The organism is Nonomuraea sp. 3N208 (genome assembly GCF_052245935.1).
In the GTDB taxonomy this organism is placed as follows: domain Bacteria; phylum Actinomycetota; class Actinomycetes; order Streptosporangiales; family Streptosporangiaceae; genus Nonomuraea.
The window spans coordinates 171,152-185,574 of the sequence record NZ_JBQQBR010000016.1 but is presented as its reverse complement, the minus strand read 5'-3'; the positions used below and the strand labels follow the sequence as shown (position 1 = coordinate 185,574).

Here is a 14,423-nt window from a genome sequence, read left to right as displayed (position 1 = left end):
TGGCCTGACCGCGAGTTGCTCAGCCGAAGGGGTTGGTCAGCGGTTTGGTCGAGTCCAGCGTGTCGCCTCGCCGCTGGTCGTGGTCATCCGTCCCCGCGTGCCGAGGATCGTGGTCATTCGCCTGGGGCCACCGCGGGTCCTGCTCATCCGTCTCGGCCTCGGCCTGCTGCCGGTCGTGCTCGCCGGCCTCGGCCCGCTGCCTGGCCAGCTTGGCCTTGGTGGCGCGTACTCGCTTCCTCCTGGCGACCAGCAGCCAGCCGAGTGCGGCGGTCAGCGCGACGGCCAGCGTGATCAGCCCCGCCTGGCTGCTTTGGGTCAGCGAGAGCACCAGCCCGATCAGGCCGCCGGACACCCAGGCAAGCTGGAGCACCGCCTCGACGACGCCGAACGTGGACGAGCGCACCTCCTCGCCGATCTCCCGCTGCACGATCGCGTCGAGCGCGAGCTTGCCCAATTCCTGCGCGAACGCGGTGACCAGGGAGATCGCCAGCGCGGTCCACAGCCCGAAGAAGACCGCGGTCGCGATGGTCGTCACGACGGTCACGGCCAGCGTGACCAGCACGATCAGCTGAGGGGCGTGGTTACGCGTCCAGTTGGCCACGGCAGCGCCCAATAGGCCGCCCAGCCCGGCCGCCGCCGCCAGCAGCGCGATCGTCTTGGGGATGTCGAAGAAGGGGTCCTGCGCCCACGCCTGGTTCACCGCCAGCCACGGCACCGCCTTGTCCTGCACCAGGAACAGCAGGAAGAACAGCAGGAAGCCGGAGAAGACGCGGATGGCCACGTTCGCCCAGACCGCCTCGGCGACCGCGGGGCCGACCTTGAGCAGGGTGCGCCAGCGGGACGGCTGGGCCCCCTCTTCCTCCAGGTCGGGGGAGTCGACGTGGCGCGGCAGGCGTACCGCGGCGACGCCGAGCAGCAGGAAGGCCACCATCGCGATGCGCAACACCGCCGCGCTGCCCAGCCACGCGGTCATGCCGGCCCCGATGGGGACCGCCGCCCCCGCCGCGACCAGCGTGAACAGCGCCACCCGCGCGTTCGCCGACACCAGCGTGATGTCGGCGGGCAGCACGTTCGGCATGATCGCCGCCCGTGACACGTTGTACGCCTTCGACAACACCAGCACGCCCAGCGCCCCGATGAACAACGTCGGCAGGTCGCCGGGGCCGACCGCGGCGGCCATCGCGAAGCACAGCAGGCCCCGCCCGAACAACGTGCCCGCCATCACGTAGCGGCGCCCCGACCTGAACCTGTCGAGTATCGGCCCCACGAACGGCGCCAGCAGCGCGAACGGCAACATCGTGATGACCAGGTAGAGCGCCACCGAGCCGCGGGCCTCGCCGACGGGCACGCCGAAGAACACCGTGCTCGCCAGCGCCACCGTCACCACCGCGTCACTGGCGCTGTTGCCCGCCGACAACTCGATCAGCCGGCCGAGCCCGGTGCGGTCCGCGCCGTTGGCGTACGTGAGCCGGCGCGTCGCTTTGCCGACTTTTTGCGCGCCCTTGGCGGTGGCCTTGCCGGCCCGCGCGGTGCCGCTGGCCGTGGCCTTTCCGGCACGCACAGTTACGCGACCCGCGTCGGCGACTCCTCGCCCTACGCGCCGCGTGATCTGGCGAGCCCGCTCCCAGCCTCCCTCCACGCCTACCAGTCTTACCCGATTAATCCACCGAGTCGGGGGAGGATCCCCGGTTGTGTGCCCGTCCAGGTCCTCTCATGGGTGAGAATGAAGTGTGAGCGAACAGCACCTTTCGCCGGAGGCGGCCCAATGAGCCGCACCAGGGCCCGCGTCTCCGCTCCCGACGAGGCCTGCGCGGCCGCGGTCGATCTGGCGCGCGCCGCGGCTGAGGAGCTCGCGCGCCCGGGTCGGCCCGGCGAGCACCTCGGCTTCGAGAGCGAGGGCGACCGGATCGTCACCCACTACTTCGCCTGCCTCGATCGGGCCTACCACGGCTGGCGCTGGGCCGTCACGGTCACGCGTGCCTCGCGTGCCAAGAAGGTCACGGTGAGCGAGGCCGTCCTGCTGCCCGGCTCCGGAGCGCTGCTGGCCCCCGAATGGCTGCCGTGGAGCGAGCGCCTGCGCCCCGGCGACCTCGGCGTGGGTGACCTGCTGCCCACCCCGGAAGACGACGACAGGCTCGCGCCTGGATTCACCGAAGCCGGCGACGACGCCGACCACCAGGCGGTTTTCGAGTACGGCCTGGGCCGAGCCCGTGTGCTCTCGGCCATTGGCAAAGACCGGGCTGCCAGACGCTGGCACTCGGGCGAGCACGGGCCGCACACTCCGATCGCACACGCCGCTCCCGCGCAGTGCTCCACCTGCGGGTTTTACTGGCTGCTCGCGGGTTCGCTGCGGCAGATGTTCGGGGTCTGCACCAATGAGTACGCGCCGGACGACGGCAAGGTGGTGGCCGCCGACCACGGCTGCGGTGCCCATTCCGAGGCTGCGGTGTTGCCGCCGCCTGTGGAGCAGGCCATCCCGATCCTTGACGACCTGGGGTATGACCTGATGGAGGAGGAGGTCGCGGCGGGGTCGGTCGACGAATCCGCCGCCGAGGAGCTCGGCCACTCCTGACCCGGGTCGACTTCCTGGACCTCGCGCCCATGACAAGCACCGCCGCCGGTCGGCGCCACCTCCGGCCGGCGGTCCGCCTCCGGTCGGCTCGCTTCCCGCTGGCAGGTCCCCTCCGGCCAGCGGTCCGCTTCAGGCGGGCAGCGCACGCCGGGTCGGTGGCGCACGCTGGGTCGGTGGCGATGCTGGCTGTCGGCCCCGCGCGCAGGAGTCCTGGCGATCGGCTTGGGCGTGCGACTTGGCGCGGCAGTCGGTCGGAACGCGGACCTGGCAGGGAGCCCAGGACGGAACGCGTCACACCCGCGGCCGGGAGGGCCGTCAGCGGTCCGCTGGGGCGCGTAACCTGACCGGGTGGCCGGGCCTGCGGCCTGGCCGGGCGGTGGGGCGGAGGCGCCGCCTCAGCGGCCGGCCGGGTGGTCGGACGAAGTCGGCGATCGTTGTCGGCCAGGGCGGCTAACCTACCCTGGCCCCTACTCCTCAACACTGGATCGTGATCGATGACCGACACCTTTGGCTGTGACCGGATGCGAGCCGCCGTCCTGGCCGCCTGGACGGCCTCGCCGGCCAGGTTCCGCGAGGACGCCAACGCCGAGGAGGACTTCGCGCTCGGCGGCTACCGCGACCGGCTGATCGTCGAGCTCGCGCAGAACGCCGCCGACGCGGCGCTGCGCGCGGGCGTGCCAGGGGTGCTGCGGCTGACGCTGCGCGGCGACGTGCTCACGGCCGCCAACACCGGCGCCCCGCTCGACGCCACCGGCGTGCAGAGCCTGTCCACGCTGCGTGCCTCCGGCAAACGGGACGAGACCGGCGCGTCGGGGCGGTTCGGCGTCGGGTTCGCGGCGGTGGTCTCGGTCACCGACGCGCCGTCCATCGGCTCGCGCGCGAGCGGCGCCGTGCGCTGGTCGCGTACGGAGACCGCCGCCCTGGTCGGCGAGATCCACGCGCTGGCGGGCGAGCTCGCCGACCGGTCCGGGCACGTGCCGCTGCTCAGGTTGCCGTTCGACGAGCCCCCCATGGTCGACATTCCGGAGGGGTTCGACACGCTCGTCCGTCTGCCGCTGCGCGACCAGGGCGCGGTCGAGTCGGTCCGGCGCATGCTGGCCGAGACCAGCCCCGCGTTGCTGCTCGGCATGCCCGCGCTGGAGACCATCGAGATCGACCTCGACGGCTCGGCCCGCAGGGTGGTCGCCGACGGCTGGCACGTGGTGTCGGAGTCGGGCGTGTTCACCCCCGACGAGGTGAGCAGGCTGTTCGCCGACCGGCCCACCGAGGAGCGCGCCCGCCCCCACTGGTCGCTGCGCTGGGCGGTGCCCGTCACCGGCACCGGGGAGCCCGGGCCGCTGCCCGGCACGGTGCCGCCCGTCGTCCACGCGCCCACGCCCAGCGACGAGCCGCTCGACCTGCCCGCGTTGCTGATCGCGTCGTTCCCGATGGCCACCGACCGGCGGCACGTCGCGAAGGGGCCGCTGACCGACTTCCTCGTCGAACGGGCCGCGGACACGTACATCAAGCTTCTGCGTGAGCTGCCGCGCACGCCCAAACTGCTGGACCTGGTGCCCTCCCTCATGGGCAAGGGGGAGCTGGACGCCAGGATCCGCCGGGCCGTGCTGGGCCGGCTGCCCGGCACGCCCCTGTTGCCCGCCTTGTCTGCGCCCCCGCCGGTTGTGCAGACACCGTCGTTCGCCGACGCCGACGTCTACGAGCCGGACGCCGAGTGGCAGGTCGAGCACTCGGCGCCGGAGCCAGGTGCCGAAGGGTGGGTGGTCTCCGGCCGTGAGGCGGCAGTGCTCGCGTCGGGGTCGGGAGAGCTGCTGGAGACGGTCGCCGACTTCGTACCCGGGCTGCTGCCCGCGGGGTGGCCGCCGCGGCATCCCGCCGTCACGGCGCTCGGCGTACGCAAGGTGGAGCTGTCAGACGTGGTGGACCTGCTGTCCGGCGAGGTCGTGGAGGCGCGCGAGCCGTCGTGGTGGCGTTCGCTGTACGAGGTGCTGCCCGCCGACGACCCCGAGTCGCTCGGCGCCCTGCCGGTGCCGCTGGCGGACGGGCGGCTCGTACGCGGGCCGCGCGGCACGCTGATCCTCAAAGACGGCGGGGCCGAGCTGGACCTGACCCCGCTCGGGCTGCGGATCGTGCACCCGGACGCCGCCCATCCCACGCTGCTCAGGCTGGGCGCCGCCGAGGCCACACCGCGCACCGTCCTCGAGGACCCGCTGACCAAGGCCGCCGTCGCGCAGTCGCTCGACAGCCCGGATCCTGAGCTGGTGGCGCGGGCAGTGTTGTCCCTCGTCGACGCGGCCGGGCTGGCGCCTGGCGAGGCGCCGTGGCTGGCCGAGCTGGCCCTGCCGGGCACCGATGGCGAGCTCTACCCGGCCGGGGAGCTCATGCTGGCCGACGGGGCGCTGGCGGGGATCCTGGAGTCCGGCACGCACATCGGCGTGGCCGCGGCCGAGCTGGAGGAGACCTACGGCGCTCGGGTGCTGGCCGCGGCGGGGGTGCTCGACGGGTTCGCGATGGTGCAGGACGCGGACGTGCTGCTCGATCCCGACGATTGCGACCACGATCTGGACGGCGAGGACGAGTGGCTCGACCACGTGCTCGACCTGCTGCCCGAGCTGGACGTGCCGCCCCTGGTGCCAGAGTTCACGGCCGTGCGGGATCTGGAGCTGGTGGCTGACTGGCGGGCCGCGCTTGAGCTGCTCACCAGGCCGCCGCTGCGGGCCGCCCTGCATCCGCTGCGGATCGAGGGTGTGGAGGTGCCGTCCTACACGGCGTGGTGGCTGGCCAACCATCCGGTGCTGGGCGGGCGCAAGCCTCTGGAGCTGCGGTTGCCCGGGGCCGACCCGCTGCTCCAGGGCCTGTACGCCGACGCGCCCCCCGGGTTCGACGAGGGCGCGCTGTCGATGCTGGGAGTCCGTACAACCCTGACCGAGCTGCTGGCCTCGCACGGCGGGCCGGAGGAGCTCCTGGACCTGATGGCGGACGAGTCGATCGAGGTGGACCGGGCCCAGCTGCGTGCGCTGTGGGTCGCCCTGGCCGTCGTGGATCCCTCGCGGGTGGCGCCGCCGTCCCGGGTGCGGGCCGTGCTCCATGGGCCGATCGTGGTGGCGGCGGCCGAGGATGTGGTCGTCGTGGAGGCGCCTGACCTGCTCCAGCTCGTTGTGGACCGGCCTTTGGTGCTGGCCCCTTACGATCTTGCCGAGTCCCTGTCCGAACTGCTCGACCTGCCGCTGGCCGGGGAGCTGACCGCGGGGGAGGTCACCTCGCAGGGGGAGACACGGGAGGTGCCCGCCGAGGTGCGGTCCCTGCTGCCCACGGCGCCCTCGACGTATGTGGCGCACGAGAAGCTGCTGGTGGACGGGGTGGAGTGCGCGTGGCGCTACTTCGAGGGCGCCGTCCATTGCACGGGGGTCGACGGGCTGGCCCGCGGGCTGGCCTGGGCGACGGGCCAGTGGAACGACCGGCTCGCGGTGGCTGCCCTGCTCCGCGACCCTGAGTCGGTGCCGCTCCTCCTGGCGGAGGCCGACCTGTCCTGACGACCAGCCACCTGTCCACGGCTCTGTCGTGCGCCCTCTGGCGGTCCGCCTGCCCCACCGGCCGCGCCGGGTTCGGCGCGCGTCGGCGAGGCGAGCGTCCCTTGGCGCACCGCGTTGGCGAGATGTGGGGCGGTGGGGCGTGGACACCCTGGTTGCTGTGCCCGGAGCCGGTGGGTCAGGCGGGGCAGGTGGTGCTCGGGGTGGGGAGCTTGCCCTCCAGCAGGTACGCGTCCACCGCCTTCATCACGCACCCGCTCCCGCTCAGGTAAGCCCCATGCCCCTCGCCCTCGTACGTGACCAGGACACCGGTCTTGAGCTGCCGGGTGAGGGTTTCGGCCCACTGGTACGGGGTGGCGGGGTCACCCTTGCCGCCGATCACCACGATCGGCGCCGAGCCGGTCGCGTCGATGCGCTTGGCCGCATCGTCCCCCCGCACCGGCCAGTGGGCGCAGACGCCGCTCGACGCCTCCGTCGCCAGGATCGGGAAGATCTCCTTGATCCGCTCGTTGATCTGGGCGGTCTCGGCGACGGTGGGGCGTTCGGCGGTGTCGGCGCAGTTGATGGCCTGCAGGCTCGTCATCGCCGTCGTGTACGTCCCATCCGCCTTGCGGCCGGTGTAGGAGTCGGCCAGGGCGAGCAGCGCGGTGCCGTTCCCCTTGACGGCGGCCGCGGCGGCCTGCTCGAGCATCGGCCAGGTGGCCTTGGCGTACAGCGGTGTGATGACGGCGAGCTGGCCCAGCCCGTACGTGAGCTCCCGGTTTCCCACCTTGAGCGGCTGGTCCTTCAGCTTGGCGAGCAGCTGCTCGACCGTCTGCTCGACGGCGGCCGGGTCGGCGCCCAGCTCGCAGCTCTGCGCCACGCAGTCCTTGGCGAACGCCTCGAAGGCCTGGTCGAAGCCGGTCGCCTGGGTGATCGCCCGCTGCTCGAAGGAGACCGTGGGGTCGTAGGCGCTGTCGAGGACGAAGCGGCCGACGTTCTTGGGGAAGTGGGTGGCGTACACGGCGCCGAGGTGCGTGCCGTAGGAGAGGCCGAAGTAGTTGAGCCGTGCGTCCCCCAACGCGGTCCTGAGCAGATCGAGGTCTTTGGCGGCCTGTACGGTGCCGACGTGCGGCAGGATCTTGCCGGAGTCCTTCTGACAGGCCGCCGCGAATTCCTTGGCCAGCCGGTCGGCGTCGGCGTCGTTCTCTGCCTCCAGCAGTTTCTCGACCTGGCCGCCGCACTTGACCCCGGAGCTGCGCTCGACGCCGCGCGGGTCGAAGCTGACCAGGTCGTACCGGGTGCCCAGGCTGACGAACGCCGTGGCGGCCAGGGCCAGCGTGTCCACGCCCGACCCGCCGGGACCGCCGAAGTTGAAGACGAGCGAGCCGAGGCGGTCGTCGCCGGTGGCCTTGATCCGGATCAGGGCGAGGTCGATCTTCTCGCCGTCGGGCTTGGCGTAGTCGAGCGGCACCTGGATCTTGCCGCATTCGACCCCGGGGCCGGGGGTGGCCGGCTTGCCGTCGGCGCCGGTCAGGTCGGTGCACCGGGTCCACGCAACCGTGCCCGCGTCCGTGGGGCCAGGGGTGTCCGCCGATTTATTGCCGGTGCCGCAGCCGGCGAGGACCGTGGCCCCCAGGAGGAGTGTCACGATGGTCTTCTTCATGCTGACAAGCATGGTCGCACGGGGATATGTCGATGTAGTGGGTGATAACACCGCTTGAGGGTGACTTCGGTGAAGTGCCGGAGATGACGAATGTCAGCTTCTGGGGCGGCGTACCAGCCACATGCCGAAGAAGCCGAAGCCGACCCCGGTCGCGCAGGTCCAGATCCACCACTCGTTCTCCGGGGCGGGGCGGAAGATCAGCAGAACCACCAGGGCGACGGCCCAAAGAGCGGTGCCCACGGCGATGGTTGCCACGTCGTTGGTCTTGATCGGCTCGGGGTTGGGGTGCCACTGCTGCTTCACGGATCCAGCCTAGCTTCAATCGGGTCTCGATCTCATTACTGCCACTTTTCGCAGTTCACGCATGCTGTCACTCTTCGCGCGTGAGCGACACACGTAACGCAATAGATCGATTCTTCGCAATCTCCGCACGAGGGTCGACATTCTCCCGTGAGATCCGGGGCGGCCTGGCCACGTTCTTCACCATGGCGTACATCGTGGTGCTGAACCCCCTCATCATCGGCACCGGCAAGGACGTGACCGGCCAGTACATCGGCGACGGTACGGCGCCCAACGTGGCGCTCGTCGCCGCCGGCACCGCTTTCGTGGCCGGCGTGATGACGATCCTCATGGGGGTCATCGGCAAAGTGCCTTTTGCCATGGCCGCCGGGCTGGGCCTGAACGCCTTCGTCACCTTCAGCATCGCGTCGGTGATGACCTGGGAGGAGGCCATGGGCCTGGTCTTCCTCGAAGGTGTCATCATCGCCATCCTGGTGCTGACCGGGCTCAGGACAGCGGTGTTCCATGCCATCCCGGCCCAGCTCAAGACCGCCATCAGCGTCGGCATCGGCTTGTTCATCGCGCTGATCGGCTTCGTGGACGCGGGCTTCGTGCGCCGGGTGCCCGCCGGGCCGCCGCTGGAGATGGGCATCGCGGGCACCCTGACCTCGTGGCCGATCTTCGTGTTCATCATCGGACTGCTGGCCACGGCCGCGATGGTGGCACGCAAGGTCAAGGGCGCCATCCTCATCGGCATCATCGGCACCACCATCCTGGCGATCATCGTCGAGCTGCTCGCCAAGGCCGGCAACTTCTCGGCACAGAACCCCGGTGGCTGGCAGCTGAACCGCCCCGTCGTCCCCGAGCAGATCTTCGGGTTCCACAACCCGCTCGTGTTGTTCACCGAGTTCGACCCGTTCGGCGGGTTCATCCGCGTCGATGTGCTGCTGGCCGCGTTGCTGGTGTTCACGCTGCTCATCACGGACTTCTTCGACACCATGGGCACGATCGTGGGCGTCGGCCGGCAGGCCAACCTGGTCCAGGAGGACGGGACGCTGCCGCGTACCAGGGAGATCCTGCTCGTCGACTCGCTGGGCGCGGCGGCCGGTGGCGCGGGCTCCGTTTCCTCGAACACCACCTACATCGAGTCGGCCGCAGGCGTCGGCGAGGGCGCTCGCACTGGCCTCGCCAGCGTCGTCACCGGACTGTTGTTCCTGGTGGCGATCTTCTTCGCGCCGCTCGTCCAGATCGTCCCGTACGAGGCCGCCGCTCCCGCGCTGGTCCTGGTCGGCTTCCTGATGATGACCGCGGTGCGCGACATCGACTGGAACGACTACGAGATCTCGATCCCGGCGTTCCTCACCATCGTGATCATGCCGTTCACCTACTCGATCTCGAACGGCATCGGCGCCGGCTTCATCGCCTACGTGCTGATCAAGGTCGTCCGCGGCAAGGCGCGGGAGATCCACCCGCTGCTGTGGGGCGTCGCCATCCTGTTCGCGCTCTACTTCGCCATCGGCCCGATCCGGGCACTGCTGGGAATCTGAGTACGCAGGAACGGGGCCGTCCCGCGCGAGCGGGGCGGCTTCGGGGTATCAAAGGGTGAGACGTCCCTAAACGATTGGGAAATATCTTGCTGTGCTCTATAGTTAGCAAAGGTAATGACTCATGCTAACCAACACCCAGCACAAGATGGACCTGCGCAGCGACGCAGGCCTGGCTTCGGCCCTGCGCGTGTCACTGGCAAGGCTGACCAGGCGCCTCCGACGACAGGCGGCGGCGCACTCGCTGACGCCCACACAGTTCGCGACGCTCGCGGACGTGGAACGCCATTCCGGGATAACCCCCGGCGAATTGGCCGAGCTCGAGAAGGTGCAGCCGCCCTCGATGACGCGCGTGATCGCCGCGCTCGAGGAACGCGGCCTGCTCGCCCGTACCCCGCATCCGACCGACCGGCGTCAGGTGACCGTGACCGTGACCGAGGCCGCCGAGAAGCTGCTGAAGGAGGAGCGACGCCGCAAGGAGGCGTGGCTGACGCAGCGGCTGAAGGAGCTCTCGCCGGAGGAGAGGTCGATCCTCAGGCAGGCCGCGCCGATTCTGGAGAAGCTCAGCAAGATATAGAGCCTGAGCAACGCAAGACCGGGATGTTCCGGTCGCTCAGGATTCACAATTACCGCATGTTCGCGGCCGGTGGCACCGTCTCCAACGTCGGCACCTGGCTGCAGCGCACCGCCCAGGACTGGCTGGTGCTCGATCTGACCCACGGCAGCGCGGCGGCGCTCGGCACGGCGACCGCACTGCAGTTCCTGCCGATGTTGTTGTTCGGCATGTTCGGCGGAGTCCTAGCCGACCGCTACCCCAAGCGCCCCATTCTCATCGCCGCACAGACGTTGATGGCCACGCTGGCGCTCACCATCGGCATCCTGACGATGACGGGCACCGCCCAGGTGTGGCACGTCTACGTGATGGCGTTCGTGCTCGGCATGATCTCCTGCGTGGAGGTGCCGACCCGGCAGGCGTTCGTGGTCGAGATGGTCGGCCGCCGGGACCTGCCGAACGCGATCGCGCTCAACAGCTCCATCTTCAACCTCGCCCGCGTGGTCGGCCCGGCGCTGGCCGGCGTGCTGATCTACGTGTTCGGCGGCACGGGGCCGCTCTTCCTGATCAACGCGCTCACGTTCGGCGGGGTCATCTCGAGCCTGATCTTCATGAGGAAGGCCGAGCTCAACCCGACCGATCCGGTGCCGAGAGCGAAGGGACAGCTCAGAGAGGGCCTGAAGTACGTCATCCGGCGCGAGGAGCTGCTCATGCCGGTGCTGCTGATCGGGTTCGTGTCGATGTTCTCGCAGTCGTTCTCGATGTCGATCGCGCTCATGGCCCGCGAGGTGTTCAAGGCGGGCGCGTCCTCGTTCGGGCTGGCCTCCAGCATGTTCGCGGTGGGTGCGCTGGGCGGTGCCCTGCTCGCGGCGCGCCGGGCCAGGCTGTCGAAGAAGGTGTTGTTCGCCGGGGCGATCGGATTCGGGTTGTTCCAGATCGCCACTGGGCTGGCGCCCTTCTACCCGGCCTACCTGCTGCTGCTGATCCCGACCGGGATCGCGCTGATCACCATCAACACGGCCGCGAACGCCAGCGTCCAGCTCGCCACGTCCCCCGAGATGCGGGGCCGGGTCATGGGCATCTACATGCTGGTTTTCACCGGTGGCGCGCCGCTCGGCGCACCGCTGATCGGCTGGCTGTCCGAGCTGGGCGGGCCGCGTGCGGGCGTGATCCTGTCCGGCGTGCTGGTGCTGGCCGGCACCGGGCTGGCGGTGCTCATGACACGACTGATCGGCCGCCGGGTCGGGAGGAAACCCGTTCTCGCCATGGCGTGATAATCGGTTTGTATGAGGCTATTCGCGGCCCTGGTGCCGCCCGACGAGGTGCTGGACGAGATCTCGCGCGCGATCGCGCCGTACGTCGGGCAGGTGCCGGGGCTGCGCTGGCCGGACCGGACCACCTGGCACATCACGCTGGGCTTCTTCGGCGAGGTGCCCGAGGAGGTGCTGCCCGAGCTGGAGGTGCGGCTGGCCCGGGCCGTGCGCCGGCACTCCGCGCTGGATCTCGCCTTCGAGGGCTTCGGCGCCTTCTCGTCCGCCAGCCGGGGCAGAGTCTTCTGGATCGGCGTGACCGGTGACTCCATGACCAGGCTGGCCGACTCGGTCAAGGCAGGCGCCCGCCGCGCCGGAGCCACGCAGACCGACGAGAAACGTTTCCACCCGCACCTCACGCTGGCCCGCGCCAAGACCGAGACAGACCTCCGCCCGCTGGTCGAGTCGCTGTCCGGGTTCAGCGGCTCCCCGTGGCGGGCGGAGCACGTCCGTCTCGTCCGCAGCTATCCGGGACCCCACGTGAGGTACGAGTCACTCGCCGAATGGGCGCTCGCACCCGTCGAGCGGAGCTAGGCTCCAGGTCGTGGATCGTCCTCGCCCCTGGTTGCTGCCTGTCGTGCTCGGCCTGCTCCTGCTGATCGTGGTCATCGGCGCGCTGCTGACCTGATCTACCAGGCGTAGTCCTCCGGGGCCGTCTTGTGGCCGGGGAAGATCTCGTCCAGGCGGGCCAGAGCGGCCTCGTCCAGCTCGATCTCCAGGGTCCGCATGCTGCCGTCGAGCTGCTCCAAGGTGCGCGGGCCGATGATCGGCGCGGTGACCGCCCGCTGCTTGAGCAGCCAGGCCAGGGCCACGTACGCGGGCTCCTCGCCGAGCTCGTCGCAGAGCTTCTCGTACTGCTCGATCTTGTCGCGGTGCTTCTCGAGCTGCACGACCATGTGGTCGGCGGCCGAGCGGCCCTTGTCGATCTTACGGAGCACGCCGCCGAGGAGCCCGCCGGCCAGAGGGCTCCACGGGATCACGCCGAGGCCGTAGTCCTCGCACGCGGGCAGCACCTCCAGCTCGACCGTGCGGGTGAGCAGGTTGTAGTGAGACTGCTCGCTGATGAATCCGTTGAAGTTGCGCTTGGCCGCCGTCTCCTGGGCCTTGGCGAGGTGCCAGCCGGCGAAGTTCGACGCGCCGACGTAGATGATCTTGCCCTGCTGGCGCAGGATCTCCATGGCCTCCCAGAACTCCTCGAACGGGGTGTCCCGGTCGACGTGGTGGGCCTGGTAGATGTCGATGTAGTCGGTCTGCAGCCGCTTCAGCGAGGCGTCGCAAGCCTTGCGGATGTTGAGCGCGGACAACTTCTTGTCGTTGGGCCACTCGCTCATCGCGCCGTTCAGCTTGGTCGCGATGACAGTCTTCTCCCGGCGGCCGCCGCCCTGGGCGAACCACCGGCCGATGATCTGCTCGGTGATGCCCTCGCCCATCTTCCAGCCATAGACATTGGCGGTGTCGAAGAAGTTGATCCCCAGCTCAAGGGCCCTGTCCATGATCGCGAAGGAGTCTTCCTCCGAGGTCTGCGGGCCGAAGTTCATGGTGCCGAGGCAGAGCGGGCTGACCTGTAGGCCACTGCGTCCGAGGTTGACGTATTCCATGGTTCCAACCCTAAAGACCTGGAGTGCGCTCCAGGCCATAGGGTTGTTGGGTGATCGCTCTGCTTCGTGCCGCGGTGCCGCTGTTCGTCGCGATGGTCACAGGCCTGGTGGGCTCGGTGGTGGTCACCTCTGTGCTGGGCAAACACGACACCGTCACGCTCGCCGCGTTCGCCGTCATGATCGCCGTGGTCAATCCGGCGACCGCCGCCGTCCAGGGCGCGTTACGCGGGCTGGGGCCGTTCGTCGCGCCGCATCGGGAGGAGCCTGGAGCGGCGGTGCCGATCGTGCGGGACGCCCGCTGGCTCAGTCTCGCCACCGGTGCGGTCGGCGCCCTGGTGGTGCTCTGCGTGCCGCTGCTGGCCGGGGCCACCGGGGTGCCCGGCGAGGTGGTGCGGGAGCTGGGCCTGCTGCCGTACTTCCTGGCCGTCTCGGTGATGGTCTTCGCCTCCACCGGCGGCACGAGCACCATACTGATCGCGCTCGGGCGCAACCCCCACGTGTTGTGGGCGAGCTTGACCTCCGCGGTGGTGTTGAGCGTGCTGGCCGTCGTGCTGGTGCCGCCGCTCGGGCTCACCGGGGTCGGCCTGGCCTGGGTGGTCTCGGGGACGGCGGCGGCGATCGTGTCGGTCTTCAACCAGCGTCGCGCGTTCGGGCGGGCCGTCGGGTGGGCGTGGCCCAGGATCGGGGAGATCGTCCGGCTGGCCCGGGTCAGCATCCCGCTGGCGGCGGCCGTACTGATCAAATTCGGCGTGCTCGGCGTCGTCACCTTCGCCGCGAGCACCTCCGGCACCCGCGACACCGCCGCGCATGCGGTGCTGACCACGCTCACCGGCATCATGCTGGTGGCCTCGGTCTCCGTCGCCCAGGCGTCGGTGCCCGACGTGACCCGCGCCCGCGACGCCGCCGAGGCCCGGCGCGCGAGCCGGACGGCCACCCTGCTCGCGATGCTGGGGGCGGGCGTGGGAGCGCTGCTGTTGCTGGGGTTCGGCACTCAGGTCCTGACGTTGTTCAGCGACGACCAGGCGGTTCGTGAGCGGGCGCTGGCGTTGTTGCCGCTGATGTTGTTGTCGTCCTTGTGCGACGCCGCGCAGGCGGTCAAGGGCACGGGGCTCACCGCGCTCAAGCGGTCGAGCGCGAGCCTGTGGTACTTCGCCGTCGGGTACGGCCTGCTGGTGCTGGCCGCCGTGCCCGTGGCCAGGACCTGGGGGATCACCGGGTTGTGGGTGGCGATGGCGGCGGCCAACGGGCTGCTGATGGTGCTCCAGGGCCTCGGCTTCCACCGCCACAGCGCCAGGGTCGGCCGGCGGCGTATTGAGCCTTCCCAGGCGCGGAAGGTGTAGTCGGCGACCACGGTCCGCCCTGCCGTCGCCCGTGGACGTCCGCGTTGGAAGGCGG

The 14,423-nt window shown here is 70.3% G+C and carries 11 protein-coding genes; 7 read left to right on the top strand and 4 right to left on the bottom strand.

The window, feature by feature from the left end; genetic code table 11:
• Nucleotides 1-19: 19 nt before the first annotated feature.
• Nucleotides 20-1,561 carry an MFS transporter gene (locus ACTWPT_RS25155; protein WP_443179899.1) on the bottom strand — a complete coding sequence of 514 codons (1,542 nt, stop codon included), beginning with the start codon at nucleotides 1,559-1,561 and terminating at the stop codon, nucleotides 20-22.
• 204 nt (nucleotides 1,562-1,765) lie between these two features.
• On the opposite strand from ACTWPT_RS25155, the gene ACTWPT_RS25150 reads away from it, so the two are divergent.
• The gene (locus ACTWPT_RS25150; protein ID WP_443179898.1) at nucleotides 1,766-2,572 is read left to right on the top strand and encodes a DUF3027 domain-containing protein; all 807 of its coding nucleotides are present in this window, start codon (nucleotides 1,766-1,768) and stop codon (nucleotides 2,570-2,572) included.
• Nucleotides 2,573-3,066: 494 nt separating this feature from the next.
• A complete protein-coding gene (locus ACTWPT_RS25145; protein ID WP_443179897.1) occupies nucleotides 3,067-6,102 on the top strand; it encodes a sacsin N-terminal ATP-binding-like domain-containing protein in 3,036 nt (1,011 codons plus the stop codon).
• Between the two features lie 175 nt (nucleotides 6,103-6,277).
• On the opposite strand, the gene ACTWPT_RS25140 is transcribed toward ACTWPT_RS25145, so the two are convergent.
• Nucleotides 6,278-7,744, bottom strand: a complete 1,467-nt coding sequence (locus ACTWPT_RS25140) for an alpha/beta hydrolase (RefSeq protein WP_443179896.1) — start codon at nucleotides 7,742-7,744, stop codon at nucleotides 6,278-6,280.
• Nucleotides 7,745-7,837: 93 nt separating this feature from the next.
• Complete coding sequence (locus ACTWPT_RS25135) at nucleotides 7,838-8,047, bottom strand: DUF2530 domain-containing protein (protein ID WP_443179895.1); 210 nt, start codon at nucleotides 8,045-8,047, stop codon at nucleotides 7,838-7,840.
• A gap of 80 nt (nucleotides 8,048-8,127) precedes the next feature.
• Between ACTWPT_RS25135 and ACTWPT_RS25130 the strand changes: the two genes are divergently transcribed.
• The 4 genes from ACTWPT_RS25130 (at nucleotide 8,128) to thpR (ending at nucleotide 11,964) form a co-directional block, all read left to right on the top strand.
• On the top strand, nucleotides 8,128-9,570 hold the full coding sequence (locus ACTWPT_RS25130) for an NCS2 family permease (protein ID WP_443179894.1): 1,443 nt from the start codon (nucleotides 8,128-8,130) through the stop codon (nucleotides 9,568-9,570).
• A 121-nt stretch (nucleotides 9,571-9,691) separates the two neighbouring features.
• Nucleotides 9,692-10,144 carry a MarR family winged helix-turn-helix transcriptional regulator gene (locus tag ACTWPT_RS25125; protein ID WP_443179893.1) on the top strand — a complete coding sequence of 151 codons (453 nt, stop codon included), beginning with the start codon at nucleotides 9,692-9,694 and terminating at the stop codon, nucleotides 10,142-10,144.
• Nucleotides 10,145-10,167: 23 nt separating this feature from the next.
• Nucleotides 10,168-11,394 carry an MFS transporter gene (locus tag ACTWPT_RS25120; protein WP_443179892.1) on the top strand — a complete coding sequence of 409 codons (1,227 nt, stop codon included), beginning with the start codon at nucleotides 10,168-10,170 and terminating at the stop codon, nucleotides 11,392-11,394.
• Nucleotides 11,395-11,406: 12 nt separating this feature from the next.
• Nucleotides 11,407-11,964, top strand: a complete 558-nt coding sequence (gene thpR, locus ACTWPT_RS25115; RefSeq protein WP_443179891.1) for an RNA 2',3'-cyclic phosphodiesterase — start codon at nucleotides 11,407-11,409, stop codon at nucleotides 11,962-11,964.
• A 95-nt stretch (nucleotides 11,965-12,059) separates the two neighbouring features.
• Here the strand turns inward: thpR and ACTWPT_RS25110 are convergent, their stop codons facing one another.
• Nucleotides 12,060-13,028, bottom strand: coding sequence for an aldo/keto reductase (locus ACTWPT_RS25110; RefSeq protein WP_443179890.1), 969 nt, complete (start codon nucleotides 13,026-13,028; stop codon nucleotides 12,060-12,062).
• Nucleotides 13,029-13,078: 50 nt separating this feature from the next.
• Here ACTWPT_RS25110 and ACTWPT_RS25105 point away from each other — a divergent pair, with 50 nt between their 5' ends.
• Nucleotides 13,079-14,368, top strand: a complete 1,290-nt coding sequence (locus ACTWPT_RS25105; RefSeq protein ID WP_443179889.1) for an MATE family efflux transporter — start codon at nucleotides 13,079-13,081, stop codon at nucleotides 14,366-14,368.
• Nucleotides 14,369-14,423: the final 55 nt, after the last annotated feature.

Excerpts from the sequence above, each read along its gene's own strand:
- ACTWPT_RS25150 (WP_443179898.1), top strand. The coding sequence starts at position 1,766 with ATGAGCCGCACCAGGGCCCGCGTCTCCGCTCCCGACGAGGCCTGCGCG.
- ACTWPT_RS25145 (WP_443179897.1), top strand. The coding sequence starts at position 3,067 with ATGACCGACACCTTTGGCTGTGACCGGATGCGAGCCGCCGTCCTGGCC.
- ACTWPT_RS25140 (WP_443179896.1), bottom strand. The coding sequence starts at position 7,744 with ATGAAGAAGACCATCGTGACACTCCTCCTGGGGGCCACGGTCCTCGCC.
- ACTWPT_RS25125 (WP_443179893.1), top strand. The coding sequence starts at position 9,692 with ATGCTAACCAACACCCAGCACAAGATGGACCTGCGCAGCGACGCAGGC.
- ACTWPT_RS25120 (WP_443179892.1), top strand. The coding sequence starts at position 10,168 with ATGTTCCGGTCGCTCAGGATTCACAATTACCGCATGTTCGCGGCCGGT.
- thpR (WP_443179891.1), top strand. The coding sequence starts at position 11,407 with ATGAGGCTATTCGCGGCCCTGGTGCCGCCCGACGAGGTGCTGGACGAG.
- ACTWPT_RS25110 (WP_443179890.1), bottom strand. The coding sequence starts at position 13,028 with ATGGAATACGTCAACCTCGGACGCAGTGGCCTACAGGTCAGCCCGCTC.